This window comes from Acinetobacter nectaris CIP 110549 (assembly GCF_000488215.1).
GTDB classification, from domain to species: Bacteria; Pseudomonadota; Gammaproteobacteria; order Pseudomonadales; family Moraxellaceae; genus Acinetobacter; species Acinetobacter nectaris.
In genome coordinates this window covers 295736-316973 of record NZ_KI530712.1, presented here as the reverse complement: position 1 = coordinate 316973, position 21238 = coordinate 295736, and the positions used below count along the sequence as shown (strand labels likewise).

General features: G+C 37.2%; 20 protein-coding genes. 6 read left to right on the top strand and 14 right to left on the bottom strand.

Annotated features, from left to right (window positions below):
- Nucleotides 1–23: 23 nt before the first annotated feature.
- On the bottom strand, nucleotides 24–2633 hold the full coding sequence (pepN, locus tag P256_RS01640; RefSeq protein WP_023271939.1) for an aminopeptidase N: 2610 nt from the start codon (nucleotides 2631–2633) through the stop codon (nucleotides 24–26).
- 242 nt (nucleotides 2634–2875) lie between these two features.
- Here pepN and P256_RS01635 point away from each other — a divergent pair, with 242 nt between their 5' ends.
- Together P256_RS01635 and thiM are read left to right on the top strand one after the other, a co-directional pair.
- Entirely contained in the window at nucleotides 2876–4036 is a 1161-nt protein-coding gene (locus P256_RS01635) for an FYVE zinc finger domain-containing protein (protein WP_023271938.1), read from the top strand.
- 25 nt (nucleotides 4037–4061) lie between these two features.
- A complete protein-coding gene (gene thiM, locus P256_RS01630; RefSeq protein WP_023271937.1) occupies nucleotides 4062–4877 on the top strand; it encodes a hydroxyethylthiazole kinase in 816 nt (271 codons plus the stop codon).
- 44 nt (nucleotides 4878–4921) lie between these two features.
- Here the strand turns inward: thiM and P256_RS01625 are convergent, their stop codons facing one another.
- The 4 genes from P256_RS01625 to cysD all read right to left on the bottom strand — a co-directional run bounded on the left by P256_RS01625 (nucleotide 4922) and on the right by cysD (nucleotide 10166).
- Nucleotides 4922–7090 (bottom strand): TonB-dependent siderophore receptor, encoded by a 2169-nt coding sequence (locus P256_RS01625; RefSeq protein ID WP_040331728.1) that lies wholly within the window; start codon nucleotides 7088–7090, stop codon nucleotides 4922–4924.
- A gap of 89 nt (nucleotides 7091–7179) precedes the next feature.
- Complete coding sequence (locus P256_RS01620) at nucleotides 7180–7554, bottom strand: 5-carboxymethyl-2-hydroxymuconate Delta-isomerase (RefSeq protein WP_023271935.1); 375 nt, start codon at nucleotides 7552–7554, stop codon at nucleotides 7180–7182.
- Nucleotides 7555–7617: 63 nt separating this feature from the next.
- On the bottom strand, nucleotides 7618–9240 hold the full coding sequence (gene cysN, locus P256_RS01615) for a sulfate adenylyltransferase subunit CysN (protein WP_023271934.1): 1623 nt from the start codon (nucleotides 9238–9240) through the stop codon (nucleotides 7618–7620).
- Nucleotides 9241–9257: 17 nt separating this feature from the next.
- Nucleotides 9258–10166 carry a sulfate adenylyltransferase subunit CysD gene (gene cysD / locus P256_RS01610; protein WP_023271933.1) on the bottom strand — a complete coding sequence of 303 codons (909 nt, stop codon included), beginning with the start codon at nucleotides 10164–10166 and terminating at the stop codon, nucleotides 9258–9260.
- A 235-nt stretch (nucleotides 10167–10401) separates the two neighbouring features.
- Between cysD and nfsB the strand changes: the two genes are divergently transcribed.
- Nucleotides 10402–11040 (top strand): oxygen-insensitive NAD(P)H nitroreductase, encoded by a 639-nt coding sequence (gene nfsB / locus P256_RS01605; RefSeq protein WP_023271932.1) that lies wholly within the window; start codon nucleotides 10402–10404, stop codon nucleotides 11038–11040.
- A gap of 43 nt (nucleotides 11041–11083) precedes the next feature.
- Here the strand turns inward: nfsB and P256_RS01600 are convergent, their stop codons facing one another.
- The 4 genes from P256_RS01600 to P256_RS01585 form a co-directional block, all read right to left on the bottom strand.
- Nucleotides 11084–11941 carry a DMT family transporter gene (locus P256_RS01600; RefSeq protein WP_040331727.1) on the bottom strand — a complete coding sequence of 286 codons (858 nt, stop codon included), beginning with the start codon at nucleotides 11939–11941 and terminating at the stop codon, nucleotides 11084–11086.
- Nucleotides 11942–12008: 67 nt separating this feature from the next.
- Nucleotides 12009–13010: a class II fructose-bisphosphate aldolase gene (gene fba, locus P256_RS01595; protein ID WP_023271930.1), complete on the bottom strand. Its 1002-nt coding sequence runs from the start codon at nucleotides 13008–13010 to the stop codon at nucleotides 12009–12011.
- 121 nt (nucleotides 13011–13131) lie between these two features.
- Nucleotides 13132–13344: a hypothetical protein gene (locus P256_RS01590; protein ID WP_023271929.1), complete on the bottom strand. Its 213-nt coding sequence runs from the start codon at nucleotides 13342–13344 to the stop codon at nucleotides 13132–13134.
- Nucleotides 13345–13365: 21 nt separating this feature from the next.
- Nucleotides 13366–14550, bottom strand: a complete 1185-nt coding sequence (locus P256_RS01585) for a phosphoglycerate kinase (RefSeq protein WP_023271928.1) — start codon at nucleotides 14548–14550, stop codon at nucleotides 13366–13368.
- Between the two features lie 143 nt (nucleotides 14551–14693).
- Here P256_RS01585 and P256_RS01580 point away from each other — a divergent pair, with 143 nt between their 5' ends.
- The 3 genes from P256_RS01580 to P256_RS01570 are packed head-to-tail and all read left to right on the top strand — an operon-like array spanning nucleotide 14694 to nucleotide 16852.
- Nucleotides 14694–15080, top strand: coding sequence for a DUF2237 family protein (locus tag P256_RS01580; RefSeq protein WP_023271927.1), 387 nt, complete (start codon nucleotides 14694–14696; stop codon nucleotides 15078–15080).
- Nucleotides 15077–15667: a Maf family protein gene (locus P256_RS01575; protein ID WP_023271926.1), complete on the top strand. Its 591-nt coding sequence runs from the start codon at nucleotides 15077–15079 to the stop codon at nucleotides 15665–15667. The genes P256_RS01580 and P256_RS01575 overlap by 4 nt, the downstream gene beginning before the upstream one ends.
- A 15-nt stretch (nucleotides 15668–15682) precedes the next feature.
- Complete coding sequence (locus P256_RS01570) at nucleotides 15683–16852, top strand: ribosomal protein uL16 3-hydroxylase (RefSeq protein ID WP_023271925.1); 1170 nt, start codon at nucleotides 15683–15685, stop codon at nucleotides 16850–16852.
- A 40-nt stretch (nucleotides 16853–16892) separates the two neighbouring features.
- On the opposite strand, the gene P256_RS01565 is transcribed toward P256_RS01570, so the two are convergent.
- The 5 genes from P256_RS01565 to P256_RS01545 form a co-directional block, all read right to left on the bottom strand.
- Complete coding sequence (locus P256_RS01565; protein WP_023271924.1) at nucleotides 16893–17921, bottom strand: alpha/beta hydrolase; 1029 nt, start codon at nucleotides 17919–17921, stop codon at nucleotides 16893–16895.
- The gene (locus tag P256_RS01560; protein ID WP_040331726.1) at nucleotides 17921–19033 is read right to left on the bottom strand and encodes a YdcF family protein; all 1113 of its coding nucleotides are present in this window, start codon (nucleotides 19031–19033) and stop codon (nucleotides 17921–17923) included. Before P256_RS01560 ends, P256_RS01565 begins: the two co-directional genes overlap by 1 nt.
- Before the next feature lie 12 nt (nucleotides 19034–19045).
- Entirely contained in the window at nucleotides 19046–20074 is a 1029-nt protein-coding gene (murB, locus tag P256_RS01555) for a UDP-N-acetylmuramate dehydrogenase (protein WP_023271922.1), read from the bottom strand.
- Between the two features lie 8 nt (nucleotides 20075–20082).
- Nucleotides 20083–20592 (bottom strand): low molecular weight protein-tyrosine-phosphatase, encoded by a 510-nt coding sequence (locus P256_RS01550; protein WP_023271921.1) that lies wholly within the window; start codon nucleotides 20590–20592, stop codon nucleotides 20083–20085.
- Between the two features lie 66 nt (nucleotides 20593–20658).
- Nucleotides 20659–21238 (bottom strand): DNA polymerase III subunit gamma/tau C-terminal domain-containing protein (locus P256_RS01545; RefSeq protein WP_023271920.1); only part of this gene is annotated, 580 nt, incomplete at its 5' end.

The window sequence follows — 21238 nt, the reverse complement described above, 5'->3', positions numbered from 1 at the left end:
GCACAATGCTTATTTTATAGGAATTACACAGCTAGCATACTGTTTAATGTTTCCACAACATTTTTAGACTTCACTTTTGCTTTCAACGCTGTCAATGCATCTTTGGCCTCAGTCCGTTTTGGCTCTGCCAAGGTGTACCAACGTGAAAGTACTTGAAGTAAGCGTGAACCAACAATTGGATTCTTTTCATCCAAGTATTGTGCAAGTTCAATAAAGTGAGCCACACCATAACCCCATGCATTTACAGGGTTACTATTTAAACCACCACTCACTGCACGAATACGGTTTGGTGTGCCCAAGTCGTAGTCAGGATGTGATGTCAGGTATTGAATTGTCTCTTTAGTCGCTTTTGGATGTGCTGCTTGCAACATAAACCACTGATCTAATGCAAGTGGTTCATCCTTAAAGCGTACATAAAAGGCTTCTAATGCTTCTTGCGCTTGTGGGGCATCGTTCCAAACCAATACTTTTAATGCACCTAAACGCTCAGACATATTTGATGTGGTATCAAATTGCTGTTTTGCCAATTCAAATACTGCTTCATCACCTTGACGTGCCATATAACTAAGCATGATATTCTTCAGCGCACGTTCGCCCATTGCCTGAGAGAACTCAGATTGCAACTCAGGATTTAGGCTTGAATACGTTTCTTTAAAGAACCCACCCAGTGCTTTTGCAAAAGCATTTAAAAGTGCATTACGCTTCTCTTGAATAACTTCGGGCTCATAGTTTTCATCAATACGACTGGCCAAATAACCTTCTGATGACACATCAAGTAAACGAGATGCCAATAAAGGATCTTTTTCAACAATTGCTGGCAATGTATTTTTCAATGCCTGAATGTATGGCTCTGCCACATGGTCATCCAACAAAATACGCTCAAGCAATGTTTGTGTCGCTTGCCATTGGTTAAATCCATTCGTTTCATGCTCGATAAGGAAAGCCAATGCATCATCTGTATAGTCAAATTCTAAATTTACAGGTGCTGAGAAGTTACGTAATAACGAAACAACAGGCTCATTTGTTATATTTTTAAATGTGACCGTTGCCGCTTCAGTATCAAATAAATAAACACCGTCTTTTACTTGGTTTTCTACAAGACCTTCAGCATCAAGTGTAAACTGCTCACCTGTCTCTGTATTAAACAATGCAAGTGCAACAGGTATCGGTAGCGATTGAAGCTGAGGATATTTGTCATTTTTTCTAAGTGACTGTTTAAACTCAAGCGTATAAGTTTGATGTGCTGCATCATATTTATGGCTCACATGTAACTTAGGCGTACCTGGTTGGTTGTACCAACGTAGAAATGCCGACACATCTACACCTGAACCTGCAGATAATGCAGAAATCCAGTCCTCTACAGTAACTGCTTGCCCATCATGACGTTTAAAGTACTCATCTGTACCTTGACGATACTTTTCTTTACCTAATAAGGTCGCCATCATTCGGTTAATTTCAGCACCCTTTTCATACACAGTCGCAGTATAGAAATTATTAATTTCTACAAAATGATCAGGGCGTGGCGGATGAGATAATGGACCTGCATCTTCAGGAAATTGATGAGACTTTAATACAGAAACATCATCAATACGTTGCACTGCCGCAGATTGTAAATCTTCCGAAAAAGACTGATCACGGAACACGGTTAAGCCTTCTTTCAAACAAAGTTGGAACCAATCACGACAAGTAATACGGTTCCCTGTCCAATTATGAAAATACTCATGTGCAATGACTGACTGTACACGCATAATTGCAGTATCTGTTGTATATTCTTCATCTGCCAATACACATGATGTATTAAAGATATTTAAACCTTTATTTTCCATTGCACCCATGTTGAATTGGCTAACAGCAACAATCATGTAGTTATCTAAGTCATACGGACGACCGTAATGCTCTTCATCCCAACGCATAGAATGCTTGAGTGCTTCCATCGCAATTTTACATTTTGGAATATCTTTTTCTATTGCATAAATTTCTAATGCAACATTTCTTCCTTCAGACGTCACATAATGGTCTTTTAATACTGCAAGATCACCAATCACACATGCAAATAAATAACTCGGTTTTTTGGTTGGATCTTCCCAAATTGCATAATGGCGTGATTCATTCACTTCACCTTTTTCAAGTAAATTACCATTTGCTAGAAGAACTGGATATTTTTTGTCTGCTTCAACACGTGTTGTAAATACAGAAAGAACATCTGGACGGTCTGGATAAAAGGTAATTTTTCGGAAACCTTCAGGCTCATTTTGAGTTACAAAAAGGTCTCCTGCCTGATAAAGTCCCTCAAGCATTGTATTTTTTTCAGGATGAATAACCACCCGTGTTGTAATCACTGCTGTATCAGGTACATTTGTAAGTGTGAGTTGCTCTGTGTCGAGCTGATATTGCTCACTCGTTAATACCTGATCATTCACTTTGATTTCAGTCAGCTCAAGATCACGTCCTAAAAGTACAAGATCGCCTTCTGTTTGGCGCTGTACATTTAAGATACTATCTACAATGGTATGATCTTGAAAGACTTGAATATCTAAATGAACCGAATCCACTAAAAATGTAGGTTTCTTATAATCTTTTAAATATACAGTTTGATCTGCACTTTCAACCGTTGGATTTGCAGCTATATTCATCTTTTATCCCTACGTTATTCATCATTTAAAACACTTTAAAATTAATATTGGGCAATCATCTGTATTTTTCAAATGAAAAAAGAATTTTTTACCGATACTTCATCAAATAAAGCAAAAATTGATCCAATTCTAATAAAAATTAAGCATTTAATAGATTTAAGTACATTCAGAAACAGAAGTTTTTAACTTATATGCTTAAGATTTGTATAATGATAGACCATTTTGAAAGATTGAGCTGACGTGTGTTTATTCAAATCATTAAGAAACAGTTAGATAGCAGTACATTGTGTCCACTGTGTCATGCTGCAATGTATTGGGTAGATGCAGAACAATTCGATACTGATCTCAACTTTCATCAATGTAGTCATTGTGAACATCGTGTTTTCCAAAGTAGCGCATTCAGTTGCCATTGTGAAGCATGTACACAAAAGCGTAAAAAAATGCTCAAAGAAACGCGCTTGCAAGAAGTCAGAAAGTTTCGTAAAAAGGATATTGAAGCACCTTCACTTCACCAACTCTCTTTTGTCAAAAAGTTATTTTTATTGGCGCTTTTAGATGACTATGCAAGAGAAGATGCACAGCATGACGAATATATTTATTGGGATAAAATCAAATACAGTCCAATTTCACCAAATATTCCTTTCCAACAACAAGTGGTAAAGCAACTAGAGAAAGAAGGTGTCCTAGTTCGTACCGATACAAAAGATGAAGATACAAACATTTATTACATTAACGTACGTTTAGATGGTTATGCCGAACCGAGCTTATTTAGCATTACCCAACAGCTTCGTTTTTGGTTCTATGAAGATTTGAGCCAAGGTGTGCCTTTCCAAGACAGTAATGAAGTCAAAGATGCTATTTATCTCATGCTGTATCAAGAGATCATGCAGTTCACGATGGCAGTTTGTCGAACTTGGCATGTGCAAATTTCAGGACATAAGTCTTTTCAAATTCTTTGCTATCGCCTTCTCGATCACCTCGCAGTCGAACAAATTTTTTATCTCGTTCATACTGCTCTTGCTTACTTAAATGAACAGAAAGCATTACAGCCACGCAATGATGGCTTCATCAATACCCATAAACTTAAAAAAACAGTTATACAATATCGCGAAAATGCATTGAAAAATAAATGGGAAACACCTAACTTTCCACGCCCTGAACATTTACCTTTTAATAGAATGGGAGAAATTCTTTATTTTAAGTTTTTAAATTATGACCAACGTATATTGAGCCAACCAATTTGGCATTTATGGAGAAAAATTTCTCCTAGACTGAGCTTTTATTCGGACAAACGCTGTATGCACTGCGGATCTCATGACTTAGAGGTCGAATACGATGCGGGAGATTATGTCTCTTTACGCTGTAGAAAATGTAAACAACAAGATCACTACTTTACACAATAATTTTTATTTTAGGGCAAGTTAAATAATGACACAAGTCAATACCTTAATAGACCAAGTGGTTTTTGCATGGCAAGAATTACAAAAAAAATCACCTCTGATTCAATGTATTACCAATCAAGTTGCAAGCAACTATGCTGCCAATGTACTTTTAGCTTGTGGCGCATCGCCTGCGATGATTGATAATCCGTATGAAGCTGAAAGTTTTACACGGATTGTTGGCGCACTAAGCATCAACTTAGGAACGCCTTCCTCTGAGCAAATGCAAGCAATGAAAATCTCAGCTGCTACTGCACATCAAGAAAGTATTCCATGGGTACTTGACCCTGTCGGTTATAGCCCTGTTTTGAAGTGGCGCAGCGATATGGTCGATACACTACTGACTTTTATGCCCAGTGTGATTCGAGGAAATGCTTCAGAGATTAGTACACTCGCAGGTGAACAAAGCCTTTCTAAAGGTGTAGACAGCACATTAAACAGTGAAGATGTCTATAAACATGCTAAAGTTCTTCTGAAAAGCAGCCAATGCGTTGCAATATCAGGGCCATCAGATTTTATTTTATCTCAAGAATCAGACCAAGTGATCGAGATTAAAGGTGGTTCAATATTACAACCTAGAATTACAGCAACTGGTTGTTCACTAGGCGCATTGATTGCAGCGTATTGTGCTGTCGCACCTATAAATACTGCAACCATTGCCGCACATGTACACTTTGCTATTGCAGGAAAGCTCGCCTACGAAAAAGCACCTACTTTAGGTCAATTTAATGTGGCATTTATGGATGAATTATTCACTTTAAATGCTGAGAAAATTAAACAGCATATAGATATTCAAATACATTAATACAAAAAAACGGCGTATATTTTAAATACGCCGTTTTTTCGTTTTTAAAAATGTATGGTTGCCGATAGCTGCGCCGTTCTTGGATTACCTAAGAATAAGTAATCATCTCCCATGAAGCCACCAACATCACGCCAGTATTTAGTATTCATCACATTATTAATATTTAAGCGAATATCTGTGTCATAACCTGCAATTGGTAGATGATATGCTACACCCACATTAAAAATACTATAGCCTGCAACTTTTACAGTTCCCGCTCTATTTGCATACTTACTTGAACTTGCTTGCATACCTGCCAGTAATCTTAATTGATCATTCAGTACAGGTGGTTTATACGATAGATAGCCACTAAAGCGCCATGTCGGACTATTTTGTACCTGATGCCCTACATAGCTGACATCAGAGACATGATCTAATCTTGCACGAATATAACTCAAACTTGTCAGCATATCTAAACGATCTGTTAGAGCACCATTTAGGCCAAGCTCTACACCTTGGTTATGCTGTTTCCCCTCTTGTACAAAAATAAATTTACTTGCATCTGAAGGCATTGAAATTGCGTATTGATTATCTTGTTTTAAATCAAATACTGCTGCCGTAAATAAAAATTGATGTATCTGCTGTTTAAGACCAATCTCATATTGCGTCGAACTTCTTGGCGCTAGCGTAACACTCGCATTTTCAGCATACCATGGTGCATCACCCCCATCTGATAAGCCTTTGGCATAACTGGTATAAATCGCTGTATTTTCAAATGGCTGATACATTAAAGCAGCTTGTGGCAAAAACTTACTTAAATGTGTATTTCGTGAAAGTACAGCATCTTTATTATAACTCTGCTCATTTAAATGCAGCCATTTTGTACCTAGTAGCACAGACCACTGATTATTTAGATTTACGAGGTCAGAAACAAAAATACTTTGTTGATGGCTTTTTAATGCAGTATATCTATAACCTAAATTTGCATCAGCAACCGGTGAGAGGTCTACTGTATCTGTATAAATATTACTTGTACCTACGGACTGGTTAAGCCCCGGCACACGTGTTCTATTTTTATTGGTTTCTGCAATTTCTGTACGTAACTGATGTTTGAATAACCCTGTTTCAAACTCACCATTTAAGTGCAGTTTAAATTGGTCTGTGATTCGCGCATCATTTGGGTCACGATAATCATAAATATCATAATTTCCATTTTGGTCAAAGGTATTGCCTAAACCTGTATACTTACATGTGTCTGCATAGCAACCATAAGGAAATGCTGAGTAATCATCAATTGCAACACGACTATGCGATGCAGTTAGACTCATATTCCATTTAGGATTAAAAGTATAACGATACGTAATATCTGTATTTAAGCTTTTATTGGTTACGGGACTACTCCAACTCTGATAGCCCAATAATCTCGACCAATCTACATTTTGTGGTACTGCTTTTGCGTCGAGAAGTTGATAGCCAGGTACAGAACGCTGTTTTTGTGACTGAGCCTCTAAGTTAAACTCAAGTTTTGATTTGTCATTGATATTCCAATCTAACGCCACAGAACCGAAGTAACGTTGACCATTTGCATGATCGACATATGGTTTAATATCTTCATGCGCAAGATTAATTCGATAGCCAACCTGACGGTTTTTCCCAATAAATCCACCCAAATCTGTCGAGACTGTCTTATCTCCATATTGATCTAAATCAAACGTTAAGGTATGTACATCTGCAGGACGTTTTGTCACGAAGTTGATTACACCGCCAGGTGTAGACATACCACTTTGTAAAGCAGAAATTCCTTTTAAAATTTCTACACTTTGCTTATTTTCTAACGCAATATTTTGTTCACCACGAACTACATTACCATTAATTAAATAACTTGATGCTGTATCAAGTGCAAACCCTCGAACCATAAAGTTTGGGTAATAACCTATCGCAGCATAGCCATCTCCAACACTGGCATCATTTTTAACAACATCTGTTAAAAGTTTTGCATGTTGGTCTGTAAGTACCGCACTCGTAATTGAAGAGATAGATGCAGGAATTTGGCTAATTTTCTGACCATCATAGCCAGTAATGTCTGTTGAAGAGGCACGATATGTAGAAGATGGTTCGCTTTTAATTGTAATTGTAGATAATTTTTCAACATCTGCTGCATTTGCATGACTCATTGTAATTGAGCCTATTGAAACCAAAGCGCATCCCCATAAATGCCAATGCATTTGTTGCATAACATGCTTCATAAATCGTGCCTGAATGGAATTTTTACAATATTATATCATAAATATAATTGATTCCATTTAGTATCACAGATTGAGATTTACGATTTAGAAAATGCAAATTTTCTATATATTTCTCTATTCATTTCTATTACTTCTACAGAAAGATGGATTTCTTTAAGCATATCTGCATGTATAAATGCCTGATTATCTTTAATAGTTTGGAGCAATGCTTCATTTAGTTTTTGTAATTGCGCTGTTGTTCTACCTGTAAGCACGCATACTTTTAGATGTATAAATGCATTTTTTTCATGACCATCTCCAATGAGAAACTCATCAAACTGAATTGCTCTAGATTTTATATCATGTTTATATTCAAATAGCTTTGAGTCAAATAAAACTTGATGCAGCTCAAGGAGTAACTCTTGAGTATCTATATCTAAATTTCCCGTATATTCTAAAGTAAGATTTGGCATATTTATTTAATCCTCAGTATTATTTAATAAAAAGCCCAACATATGTTGGGCTCTCTTCAAAACTTATAACTGCACAAAACTTTTAATTTTGACGACCAGATCGTCAAGTTGGTCTAAATCTATAAAGACATCAGCATCTTCTTTTTGTGACTCCCCAACAATAAGTAGAATACCTGTTTCTTTTAACAATTTAATTTCATGACTACTTAGGCTATTGTTAGCAAGAGAAACTATACCATCTGTAAGTAAGGCACGCTCTAACTCTAGCTTATGAGAAAACGCACCTTTAGAGATCGCAACAACAGCAGGCTTTTGTCCTAGTCTTGCTGCACGCTCATCTACAGTAACTGCTTGCTTTGTCACACTTAGTTGAGCCGTGTCTTCAATCATCGCAGCGCCAACAGTTACGTTGGTTAAACGATCAATAAAGATAAAGCTACCTGTAAAGCGGCTGTCTTTATAATCATCAAAAACAATTGGGCGGTCAAATTCAACCGTTACATCAGCAATCCCATTAAGCTCTAAGGCTTGTTCAACTTGCCCTTGTTCTAAGGTATTTACATCAATGGTATGATTAATCAGACTTACTTTTGCAGGTACACTCTGTGTTCCTACTTTCACATTATATAGTTTGCCTGCAACAAGAGGTTGCTCTGCCATCCATACAACAGTTGCTCTGACAGCGCGCGATTGCTGAGGGAGTGCGCTTGGGTGCGCAATTAAATCACCACGGCTCACATCAATTTCATCTTGAAGTGTTAGTGTGACTGCCTGCCCCACAACCGCTTTTTCTAAATTACCATCATATGTGACAATTTCTTTAACACGGCTGCGCTTGCCCGATGGCAATACAATAATCTCGTCATTTACAGCAACACGACCCAGTGCAATTGTGCCCGCAAAACCACGAAAGTCTAAGTTTGGACGGTTTACATATTGTACAGGGAATCTAAAGTCTTGATGTTCTGTCTCACGTTCAATATCAATCGTTTCTAAGATTTTCATCAGCGTCTGACCTTGATACCAAGGTGTATGCTCAGAAGCATTCACAACATTGTCACCATTTAATGCTGAAATTGGCACAAAATGGATATTGGTCGGCTGACGGTTACCTAAATGAGTAATGAATTCTTCATAATCTTGACGAATTTGATTGAACTTTTCTTCAGAAAATTCAATTAAATCCATTTTGTTAATCGCAACAACAATATTACGAATACCCAATAACGCAGAGATAAATGTATGACGGCGTGTTTGTGTCTGCACACCATAACGTGCATCAATTAAAATAACAGCAAGGTCACATGTAGATGCGCCCGTTGCCATATTGCGTGTATATTGTTCATGCCCTGGTGTATCGGCAATAATAAACTTACGCTTATCTGTTGAAAAATAACGATATGCAACGTCAATGGTAATACCTTGCTCGCGTTCTGCTTGCAAACCATCTACAAGTAGTGCAAGGTCTACTTTCTCACCTTGTGTACCTGATTTTTTACTATCACGTTTTACTGCTTCTAATTGATCTTCATAGATCATTTTAGAGTCATGCAGCAATCGACCAATTAATGTACTTTTACCATCATCAACATTACCGCATGTTAAAAAGCGGAGAAGATCTTTTTGCTCATGTTGTTTTAAGTATGCCAAAATATCCTGGCTAATGAGCTCGGATTGATGAGACATGTATTTACTCCACTAAATTAGAAATAACCTTCTTGCTTTTTCTTTTCCATTGACCCTGCTTCATCGTGGTCAATCATACGGCCTTGTCGTTCTGAGCTTGTTGTAAGTAACATCTCTTGAATAATTTCAGGCAAAGTATCTGCTGTAGATTGCACTGCACCTGTTAAAGGGTAGCAACCTAGCGTACGAAAACGTACTGATTTCATTTCAGGCACTTCACCTGCGCGCAATGGGAACCGTTCATCATCAATCATAATGAGCGTACCATCACGTTCTACAACAGGACGTTTCGCAGAGAAATAAAGCGGTACAATTGGAATTTGTTCAAGATAGATGTATTGCCAAATATCAAGCTCTGTCCAATTCGATAAAGGAAATACACGAATACTCTCGCCCTTATTCACTTTACCATTATAAATATTCCATAATTCTGGACGTTGGTTTTTAGGGTCCCAACGGTGCTTATTGTCACGGAATGAATAAACACGCTCTTTTGCACGCGACTTTTCTTCATCACGGCGTGCACCACCAAATGCTGCATCAAACTGATACTTATCTAAAGCTTGCTTTAAGGCTTGCGTTTTCATAATGTCAGTATATTTAGAACTACCATGATCGAATGGATTAATATTTTGTGCCATTCCTTCAAGGTTCTTATGTTCGATCAGTTCAAGGCCATGTTTTTGTACCATGTCATCACGGAACTTAATCATGTCCTTAAATTTCCATCCTGTATTAACATGCATTAATGGAAATGGAAGCTTGGCAGGGTAAAAGGCTTTCATTGCCAAATGTAACATCACCGCAGAATCTTTACCGATAGAGTAAAGCATAACGGGATTTTCAAATTCCGCAGCCACTTCTCGAATAATATGAATACTTTCAGCTTCAAGCTGTTTAAGGTGAGTTAATCTTTCCTCAGTCATTGATATACCCAGCTAAACGGAAATTTTAAGGCAAACATATTAGCATGCTTAGTCAGAGCACGTATGTGTATGTCTAATGACGATTTTTGAATAACTAAATCATTTTTTCTACTTTAGAAAATTTTTCAGTTTTAAGCTGAGAAACAATAAGTATATGAATTGTAAAATGATCTTTTTATTCAAAATGAAGTGTCTATACTAAATTTAACTCTTTATACCACTTTGGTGCGTTCACATGGATATACTTAAAGTTGCACAAACTCGCTACACAACAAAAGCATATGATCCAGAAAAAAAGATTCCGCAAGAGACTTTAAATAAACTCCTAGAAATACTTCAACTTACCCCATCATCTGTAAATATTCAGCCTTGGCATTTCTTCGTCATTGAAAGTGATGAGGCGAAAGCACGTGTTGCAGAAACGATGCCTGGAAACTTTAGCTATAATGCAACAAAAGTTTTAGAATCATCTCATAGCGTTGTGTTCTGTACTAAGACCGATATTAGTCATGAACATTTAGAAGCATTGCTTAAATCTGACGATGCAGTCGGTCGCTTTAAAGATGAAGAGACACGTACTTCACAAGCAGCACTACGTGCAGGATATGTTAAGAAGAAATCTATTCCCGACTGGCTTATTCGACAAACTTATATTGCGCTTGGACAATTCTTACTTAGCGTTGCTGCTGAAGGTATAGATTCAACAGCTATGGAAGGTTTTGATACAGAAGCATTTGATCAAGCATTTTCATTAAAAGAAAAAGGCTTACAAAGCTTAGTTGTTGTCTCACTAGGTTATCGAAGTGAAAATGACTTCAATGCTACACTTAAGAAGTCACGCCTACCACATGATGCTGTCTTTACACATTTATAAGTGATCACTTGAGTGACTACAGAAGAACGTAGTCACTCTCCTACTACATTGCATTCATTAAACATAATACTGCACCCAAAGCCAGAACGAGGCTACATAGCATTTTCAGGTTCATTTTTTCTTTAAATAAAATAACACCACTTAAAATGCCAAATATAACGACAAAAATATTCATTGCCGCAAAAACAATTGCAGGCGAGCTTTTTAAAGCAATATGTGCATTTACATATAACGCAATATTTGCAAAATTCAGTACTCCTAGAAATAACCCTGCACAAATATTCTTTCTTTTCCAAAGGATGCTTTTTTGCTTAATTAATCCATAAACCAAGGAAAAAATAAAAGCTGTAATAAAGATTAAGTTTAAACTTTGGGCGAACCCCTGCCCTAAACTACTATTATATTTTAGTAAAATATCTACAAGTGCATACCCAACCCATACACTCAATAATGAAAATACTGCTTTTTTATGAATTACTTTATTTTCAATATTTCCGCGGCTTAAAATAAGTAGACTCACAGCAACTAAACCAAGTACCACACCAAATATTTTTGATGTTGAAAACTGCTCATGGAATATAAAATATGCTGCAATAATAGATAATATGGCAGATAACCGTTGCGCAATTTCTGTTTTTACAATCCCTGCATAGGTCAAAGCACGCGATAATGCTAAGAATATACTCGGTAATACAATACCAAGTATGACAATAAGCCACCAAGGGACTTGTTCAAAATGTATATTAAATAAGGCAGGTTTAAACCATAAAAAACATAGGATACTGGCACTCGCATAATTCCACACAACCATTGCAAGTGAATTGAACCCAGCCATTGTTAAACGCTTCAGTACAACTGAAACTGCAACGCTACATAGTGCTGCAAATAAAATAAAAATCAATTCGTACCCCCATAAATGAATAAAGCCCACTTTCGTGAGCTTTATCTTAATCTGAAACGATAAATAATTAGTAGCGTTCAACCATCTTTTCTAATGAAATTGGACGAATTTTACTTGCATTTCCAGCCGTTCCAAATGCTTCATAACGGCTAATACATACTTCTTTCATCGCATCAATCGTTTTTGCAAAATACTTGCGCGGATCAAATTCTGCTGGGTTTTCTGCAATAAACTGACGAATTGCACCTGTAGATGCTAAACGTAAATCTGTATCAATATTAATTTTACGCACACCATGTTTAATCGCATCAACAAGTTGATCGACTGGTACACCATACGTTTCGCCAATTGCACCACCATGTGCATTAATGACTTGTAACCATTCTTGAGGAACTGAACTAGAGCCATGCATCACCAAATGAGTATTTGGTAAAGCAGCATGAATTTCTTTAATACGTTCAATCGCTAAAATATCGCCTGTAGGTGGTCGTGTGAATTTATATGCACCGTGGGAAGTACCTACAGCAATTGCAAGTGCATCAACATTAGTGTCTGCAACAAATTGTTTTGCTTCATCAACAGAAGTTAGAAGTTGACCATGATCTACATTGGCTTGTTTTTCTAAACTTCCTAAGCAGCCAATTTCACCTTCAACTGAAACGCCACATGCATGTGCCATTTCAACAACTTGGCGTGTCACTTGTACATTATAATCATAACTTGTTGGTGTTTTACCATCTGTATTTAACGAGCCATCCATCATTACAGAGCTAAAGCCTAGCTGAATTGAGCGTTGGCATACCGCAGGGCTTACACCATGGTCTTGATGCATTACAATCGGAATATGTGGCCATTCTTCAATTGCTGCTGCAATGAGATGACGTAGAAATGCCGAACCTGCATACTTTCTCGCACCTGCAGATACTTGAACAATAACAGGTGAATTTGTTGCATCTGCTGCAAGCATAATTGCACGCATTTGCTCTAAATTATTTACATTAAATGCTGGAACACCATAACTATGCTCTGCTGCATGGTCTAACAACTGACGTAACGATACCAAAGCCATAACTCTCTCCCCAATTTGCGTGCGGTATTCTACATGCCAACTAGAAACAAAACAGTACTTTAAATAGTCAAGCCCATAAAAAACCCCGCAATTGCGAGGTTTTTCTTAAAAAATTTTTAATTTATTGTAATTTTGCAGGAACATCTGTATTTTTTGAATCTAATACAGGCTTATCTATCGCATCTATTTTAGCTTGCTGCTCTGGGCTTGTGTCAGAAGAAACTGCCGACGCAGCTGTACTATTTTCAGTAGCTGCATGATTTTCATTTTTACTACATGCAGTAAATGTACCTAATGTCACTAATCCAAGTGCAATAATAAGTAACTGTTTCAAAAAATACTCCTTTTAACTCAATTAAGCACGATCAATTAAAGCAGCAACAGCAGGTAGCGTTTTTCCTTCTACAAACTCTAAGAATGCACCGCCACCTGTTGAAATATAGCTAATATGAGAAGCAACATTATATTTATCAATTGCAGCTAAAGTATCACCACCGCCTGCAATTGAAAATGCATCACTTTGAGCAACTGCCAATGACAATGCTTTTGTTCCTTCTCCGAATTGATCAACTTCAAATACACCTATAGGCCCATTCCATAAAATGGTTTTTGCTTCTTGCAACAATTTTGCAAATGTCGCAGCAGTTTCAGGCCCAACATCAAGAATCATATCAGTATCTTGCACATCAGCAACTTTTTTCACAACTGCTTGGCTATTACTTACAAAACTCATAAAGTCTTCACCAATATTCGATGCATCAGCAACAACAACATCGGTTGGTAAAGGTACATCAACTTTTGCAGCAATTTTTTTTGCTGTATCTACCAAGTCTGCTTCATACAATGACTTACCAACGTTATATCCAGCAGCAGCTAAGAATGTATTGGCAATACCGCCACCAACTATAAGCTGGTCACATACTGTAGAAAGTGAATTTAATACATCTAACTTGGTAGAAACTTTAGAACCTGCAACAATTGCAACCATTGGTTTTGCAGGAGTCTTTAATGCACGACCTAAAGCATCTAACTCTGTAGCAAGTAAAGGGCCTGCAACTGCAAGCGGTGCTTTGCGTGCAACACCTTCTGTAGATGCTTCAGCGCGGTGCGCAGTTCCGAAAGCATCCATAACAAATACATCGCACAATGCTGCATATTTTTCTGCAAGCTCAGGTGTATTTTTCTTTTCACCATGGTTAAAACGAACATTTTCAAGCAACACCACTTGACCTGTTTTTACATCTACACCATTTAAATAATCAGTTTCTAATTGAACTGTCTGACCTAAAGCATCTGAAAGATATTTTGCCACAGGCGCTAAAGACTGCTCAGCTTTTGGTTCACCTTCTACAGGGCGACCTAAATGCGAACATACGATGACTGCTGCACCTTTTTCTAATGCCAACTTAATTGTTGGTAATGCTGCTCTTAGGCGAGCATCGCTTGTAATTTCCCCACCTTTTACAGGTACATTTAAGTCTTCACGAATAAGGACACGCTTTCCTTGTAAATCAAGATCAGTCATACGTTGAAACGTCATTTTATTGCTCCCTTGTGTTATTCACTATTTTCAATAACAATATCTTAGACGAAGATATTTAAAAACGTTAGCTTCTTTAGTATAAGAGATGTAGAAAACTAATTTTGTTTACTCACAATTTCACCTATTAAATCAGAATATTTATGTCTATTCATCCAGATCCTAAAATTAATCGCTTAAATATATTTGGCGAACCCCTCGCAAGTTGTTGTTTTGACCCAATTACAGGTTATTTTCGTAACGGGTTTTGTCATACGGCATCTACAGACCTCGGTCAACACACTGTATGTGCACAAATGACATCAGATTTTCTGAATTTTTCTCAGAAAATTGGTAATGACTTAATTACCCCCTTGCCTGAACTAGAATTTCCGGGGCTAAAACCCGGCGATTTTTGGTGTATTTGTGTAGAACGTTGGGTAGAAGCCTATGAATTGGGTCATGCGCCAAAACTAAAATTACATGCTTGTCATCAATCTATACTCAGCTATGTCCCTCTGCATGTTTTAATGGAATATTCAGTTTCATGAGCCAAAAAATTATTCTTGCTTCAAGTAGCCAGACCCGCAAATCGCTTATGGATAGGTTACATTTACCATATCAAAGTATTAGCCCTGATATAGATGAAACGCCTAAGGGTGAAATACATGCAGATGAGCTTGCCAAACGCCTTGCTTTTGATAAAGCTGCTGTTATCGCAAAAGACTACCCTGAAGCAATTGTAGTTGGCTCTGACCAAGTTGCATGGCATGCGGAAACACCTCATGTATTTTTAGGTAAACCTAAAGATAAAGCCGATGCGATTGCGCAACTACAACAGCACTCAGGAAAAACCTTACGTTTTAGTACAGGTCTAAGCGTTCAATGCTTGGCCCTAAAGCAAAACTTCACACTTGTAGCCCATTATGAAGTAAAATTTAGAGTACTTTCTCTTGCAGAAATAGAACGTTATATTGAAAAAGACCAACCATTTCACTGCGCGGGTAGCTTTAAATGTGAAAGCTTAGGTATTTCATTATTTGAAAGTATGACAGGTAAAGACCAGACAACACTTATGGGCCTTCCACTTATTCAGCTTACTCAAATATTGCGCCAACTCAATTTTCAAATTCCTTAAACCACAAGGTCTCAAATGTCACAACCTCTTACTGTCTTAGGCAATATTACCGCAGAACAATTTCTTCGTGAGTATTGGCAAAAAAAACCACTTCTTGTACGACAAGCTATTCCTGAAATTGCAACTTTTCTTGAACCTAAAGATATTCAATCTCTTGCTTTAGAAGACACGGTTACTGCTCGCCTTATTCAGCAAACAGGAAAAAATCATGATCAGTGGCAGGTAAAGTCATCTCCACTTGAAGAAAATGATTTTAAAAACCTCCCTCCCTATTGGACACTTCTTGTTCAAGCTGTAGACCACTATTCAATGGACTTGGCAGAGCTATGGAAAAAGTTTCACTTTATACCCCAATGGCGTAGAGATGATATTATGGTTTCTTATGCCCCTAAAGGTGGCTCTGTTGGTAAACACTTTGACTTTTATGATGTATTTTTAGTTCAAGGGTTTGGACATCGTCGTTGGCAGTTGGGTCAGCGCTGCAATGAAAACACTCAGTTTATTGAAGGTCAGCCACTCAAACTACTCTCTGAGATGGAAATTAGTTTTGATGAAATACTTGCACCGGGAGATTTGCTCTATGTACCACCGGGTCTATCACACTATGGTGTTGCAGAGGATGAATGCTTAACGTATTCATTTGGTTTTCGCATGCCAAACCTAGCAGGTGTAATTGACCGCGTAAGCGACCAATTTGCAGACAATGATTACCTCAAAAATCCAATACAAGATATAGTTCGTGAACATCCAAATGCAATTGGTGAAATAACTGCTCAAGAAAGACAATCAATAAAAAAACACCTTCTTGAAAAGCTTATGACTGCTGATCATTTTGATCATGCAATTATGGCATTAATGTCTGAACCTAAATATCCAGACAATATTCCTGAGTCAGATGAAATTGAGCTAGAAGACCTCAATGATTTGTTAGATACAGATTACTCAATCCAACTTGAGCCTGCTTCTCGTCTACTCTATTTAGCACAAGAAAACATGCTAAAGTTTTGGGCAAATGGTGAGCCCCTCAATATAGCAGTTGAAACTGCACCTATTCTCAAGAAAATTGCAGATGGAGATATTATTTACTTTAGTGAAGAAGTATTCAGCACGAGTACCATGCTTGAAGATATATTACCTCTCATTAATGATGCAATATTAATGCTTACTTCGTCTGAAGAAGAATAAAAGCCATTGCCATTTTCATAACTACTATGGAAATGGCATATTAGTAATAATGACCTGTCGACTTAGCATGTAAAAATGCAGGAATAAGACCCGTTAAAGCAGCACGTATATCTTCACGCTCATTAATGACTTGATGAGATCCTTCTTCTAAAATAAGTAGCGTTTGCAGTCTAAATTTTTTTCTAACAAATTCAATGTTATATCGCCAATCTACAGTCTGATCCAAAGCACCTTGTGCCATCCACACAGGAATGCGACATGATGGACGACTTTCCATAACTGGCATCCATTTAGACATTGCTAAAATCCAATTCATTCCCATCATTTTAGGCTGTAAAGGATCTTTTAAACGTACAAACCGCAGAAACTCTGGATTATGATTATTTCGTCTAAAATGTCTTGGTACTTGTTTTTTTATTCTACGAATAATCCCTAACCCCAAAGGGTTATGCCACCATGCAGACTTTGCAGGTCGCAATAAAGGAGATAATAATAGTATTCTATCTACAATAGGGTTTTTCCGTTGCTCTGCATATGCCAATATATGATGCATTAAAATTGCGCCACCTGTACTTTGACCAATACCAAGCCATGGTTTAACAAGTTGAGGGGCATTTCTTGCATAACGATAGACTGCATGCAATACATCTTGATAATGATCAAAATTTTCAATATTGGCAGGTGATCCACTACTTAAGCCATGTCCGGGCAAGTCAAAAGTAAGTACACTAAAGCCCTGAGATAGTATTTCCTCAATAATAGGTTGATAAATTCCACTATGCTCTAAATAACCATGTAGCAAAAATATCGTGCCACGACTCTCTATATCTTTTGGCTGAAATACTTGAGTATGTAGCTTAAAGCGCTCAGTCTGAATATATCCTTGCCAATAATAACAATCTAACAAGTCCAACCCATACAGCTTCTGATATGAATGCAACTCTCCCTCAGGCTTATAAGGCTTATATAAGTTAAGCCCTTGCAACTGATGAGGTGTTGTTTCTCGACTTGGTATAGGTAAATCAAGTTGCTTTAATGCTGTAGGTGTTAAAAATGGTGTCTCAGGCATTAAGGCACCTCACGGCAGTCATTTGTACCAAAAATGACATCACGCATAGTTGCCAAGAGTTCATAATTTGCACGTCGGCTATGGTCATAATTCGACAAAGCAGGTTTCCAACTTGTTAAAGCCGTTGGCATTGGTGCATCTACAGGAATAGTTGCGATTCCATTTTGGGCAAAAAGTCGACGTGTTCGTGGCATATGATATTCATCTGTCACTAACATGATTTGTGGTGCACCACCTTTCTTTTGTAAAAGCAATGAACTGAATCTTGAGTTTTCGCACGTATTCATACTTCTATTTTCAAGCAACTTTGCATCTACACCATGGTCTTTTAACCAAATTTGCATATATGGTGCTTCAACGCCACTGAGTACAATAGGTAAATTGTTTTGCTGTTCGACTTCTAAAGTTTTTTCCAAACGCAATCTTGTATAATTATTCACTACAATTTTTCGTGCTGTACGATCAAAAGTCAAACCGCCACCAAGTACCACAATTGCAGAAGGTTTTGAAGCATCTGCTTTTTGCTCATCTCTAACACTATTCGCTTGCTGTAAATCTTGTGAAACTTGCTGACTTATTGGATCTTTATCATTTACTTTTACAGGGTACGTTGTTAAAAATTGGCTATATTTATGCATTAATACATTGGTATCTAAATCATTTAAATTAGCAATATTTTCCACAGCCTTTGGCTCAGGTTCTGATGAAGCTTTATTTTCTGTAGTTACTGGCTCACTCGCATCATCATCTGTTTCATCTTCATCTTCCTTTTTCTGAAGCTGTTGTTCTAATATCTTGTATCTTGCTTCAACTAAGTTTAAGTTAGCTGCATCTTCTCTCTGCGCGGTTTCTTGTAGAATTTTTAAATATGCTTGACGGGCAATCCATAAATGCGACCCTGGCTCTAAATCATCATGCTCACTCAACGCGGCTATTTGTTGACTTTTTGCCGCAACCATATTGACCTCTATAGGCACAAAATGATTAAGCAAAAATAAAATACTTTTTGAATAAAATGGCGTATAAATAAATACAATGAACGCTGTGAGAAGTACTGCCAGTACCGCGATCATTTTCACTAACCTTACCATAAAAGGTTGTTTTTTTGCCATATTCTCGTCCATCTATAAATGGCCTAATCCATTTTCCTCAAAGATTATTGGTTCGGGCTCTAATAATATATTAAACTTTTGTTGCACATCATTTTGAACCGCTGTATATGTTGCTTTAACTTCTTCTAAGTTTGCATCAGCATAATTCACCAATACCAATGCTTGTTTAGCGAACATCCCAACCTTACCTAAATGTTTTCCTTTCCATCCAACCTGATCTATCAACCAACCTGCAGCGAGCTTAACACGACCATCCGCCTGTGTATAATGAGGCATGTTTGGAAAGTGTTCATGCATTTGCATAAACTGCTGATGACTAACAATCGGGTTTTTAAAGAAGCTACCAACATTCGGGTACTCTTTAGGATCAGGCAATTTCGAACGGCGAATACGAATTACCTGTTCTTGTAAGTTCATTGGTGTTTTATTATCACCAACGGCTGTTGCCAAATCACCATAGTCAAGTTTCAATTCAACATTTTTTTTCAGTTTAAATACCACTGAAACAATGATATACCTTTTTTGATTCTGCTTAAAAATACTATTGCGATATTCAAAATGACATTCATTGCGAGATAAAGTAACAAACTCTTTTTCGATACAATCATATACCGAAACATAAGAAATGAACTCACCAACTTCTACACCATATGCACCAATATTTTGCACAGGTGCAGCACCCACCTTACCGGGAATTAAAGCTAAGTTTTGTAGCCCATACCACTCTTGCTGTGTTGAATACAAAACAAAATCATGCCAATTCTGACCTGCACCAACTTGAACAAGTACATCTGTTTCATCTTCTTCAATACACTGTATACCTTGAATATTGATATATAAAACACATGCATTTAAATACTCAGGCAATAGCATATTACTACCACCTGATAATACAACAACCTCTGTACTTTCTTTCTTAGCAAACTGTAATGCATCAATTAAGTCCGTTTGCGTATTAATTTCAATAAAATACGCGGCAACAGCACTTAAATTTAGTGTATTTAAGCCTTTAAGTTGAAAGTCATATTTAATATTTAACACTAAAATATCTATCCAATGTGGTGTTGCTGAAAGTAACTAACCCAAGCATGACTTGCCGATTCACACTGGTCCAGTACATCTTCAAATCCTGTACCTACCCCATAATATGGGTCTGCAATTGCCACATTATGTTGAGACTTATCTTCTCTTGTCATCATAGCCAATTCAGCTTTTAATGCAGATGCACCAAACTCTTGTTCTGCAATACTTTTAAGCTTTTCAATTTGCTGTAAATTTTGCTCGTCCATAGCCAATATAAGATCAAACTTAGTAAAATCTCGCGTCGCAAGCTGTCGCCCACGTAAAGCAGAAAGATGATACCCACGCTTTTTTGCATGTAATTGACTACGACTATCTGGCGCATCCCCAATGTGATAGTTACTTGTACCTGCCGAATCAACAATAATTTTTAAGTTATTTTTTTCAACAACATGCCGTAGTACAACCTCCGCTGTGGGAGAGCGGCAAATATTACCTAAACAAACGCATAAAATACGATAAGGTTCTTTATAAGTCATCATAACCTCAACATCTTAATTTGATTTTATTCACAGTATATCTATGATTTAATTAATAAATGTTACTTATATTTCACTTTTTAGATGAATATTGTGAATATCAGCATCAAATGTTTCAAGTAAAGACTTTACAACTGGTTCTTCTCTAAGCATAACTTCTGCACGTTTATATGCTTTTTCCTTTCTCTCATGCTGCAATATAAAGGGTGTCACTTCTGATATTTCTTCATACCTTACGGATAAAGCAGTATTTTCCCACGTTTTCTTAAGTGCTTGTTCTAAATTGTGTTGCTGTTGCTTTAATAACTGCTCATATTCTTGCGGAATATGGAATACACAAACACCATTAATCTCACCCGACATCAGTCCATATTGCGCAAGCTCCTGTACAGCAGGAGATAAATCGCTTTGCCTGAACCAGTATTCCCACTTTTCAACGCTCCACTCACCTTCCAATATTTGCTTTGGTAAGCTTAAAATTTCTTGTGGAGTTAACAACGATTCTGACTCTACAGGCAATTCTCTTTGAGGCTCTTCACCTATAATTATATCTTCGTATTGCGGTTCTTCAGATTCAGATTCAGATTCAGATTCAGATTCAGATTCAGATTCAGATTCAGATTCAGATTCAGATTCAGATTCAGAT

Excerpts from the sequence above, each read along its gene's own strand:
- pepN (WP_023271939.1), bottom strand. The coding sequence starts at position 2,633 with ATGAATATAGCTGCAAATCCAACGGTTGAAAGTGCAGATCAAACTGTA.
- thiM (WP_023271937.1), top strand. The coding sequence starts at position 4,062 with ATGACACAAGTCAATACCTTAATAGACCAAGTGGTTTTTGCATGGCAA.
- P256_RS01625 (WP_040331728.1), bottom strand. The coding sequence starts at position 7,090 with ATGCAACAAATGCATTGGCATTTATGGGGATGCGCTTTGGTTTCAATA.
- P256_RS01620 (WP_023271935.1), bottom strand. The coding sequence starts at position 7,554 with ATGCCAAATCTTACTTTAGAATATACGGGAAATTTAGATATAGATACT.
- cysN (WP_023271934.1), bottom strand. The coding sequence starts at position 9,240 with ATGTCTCATCAATCCGAGCTCATTAGCCAGGATATTTTGGCATACTTA.
- cysD (WP_023271933.1), bottom strand. The coding sequence starts at position 10,166 with ATGACTGAGGAAAGATTAACTCACCTTAAACAGCTTGAAGCTGAAAGT.
- nfsB (WP_023271932.1), top strand. The coding sequence starts at position 10,402 with ATGGATATACTTAAAGTTGCACAAACTCGCTACACAACAAAAGCATAT.
- fba (WP_023271930.1), bottom strand. The coding sequence starts at position 13,010 with ATGGCTTTGGTATCGTTACGTCAGTTGTTAGACCATGCAGCAGAGCAT.
- P256_RS01585 (WP_023271928.1), bottom strand. The coding sequence starts at position 14,550 with ATGACGTTTCAACGTATGACTGATCTTGATTTACAAGGAAAGCGTGTC.
- P256_RS01580 (WP_023271927.1), top strand. The coding sequence starts at position 14,694 with ATGTCTATTCATCCAGATCCTAAAATTAATCGCTTAAATATATTTGGC.
- P256_RS01575 (WP_023271926.1), top strand. The coding sequence starts at position 15,077 with ATGAGCCAAAAAATTATTCTTGCTTCAAGTAGCCAGACCCGCAAATCG.
- P256_RS01570 (WP_023271925.1), top strand. The coding sequence starts at position 15,683 with ATGTCACAACCTCTTACTGTCTTAGGCAATATTACCGCAGAACAATTT.
- P256_RS01565 (WP_023271924.1), bottom strand. The coding sequence starts at position 17,921 with ATGCCTGAGACACCATTTTTAACACCTACAGCATTAAAGCAACTTGAT.
- P256_RS01560 (WP_040331726.1), bottom strand. The coding sequence starts at position 19,033 with ATGGCAAAAAAACAACCTTTTATGGTAAGGTTAGTGAAAATGATCGCG.
- P256_RS01550 (WP_023271921.1), bottom strand. The coding sequence starts at position 20,592 with ATGACTTATAAAGAACCTTATCGTATTTTATGCGTTTGTTTAGGTAAT.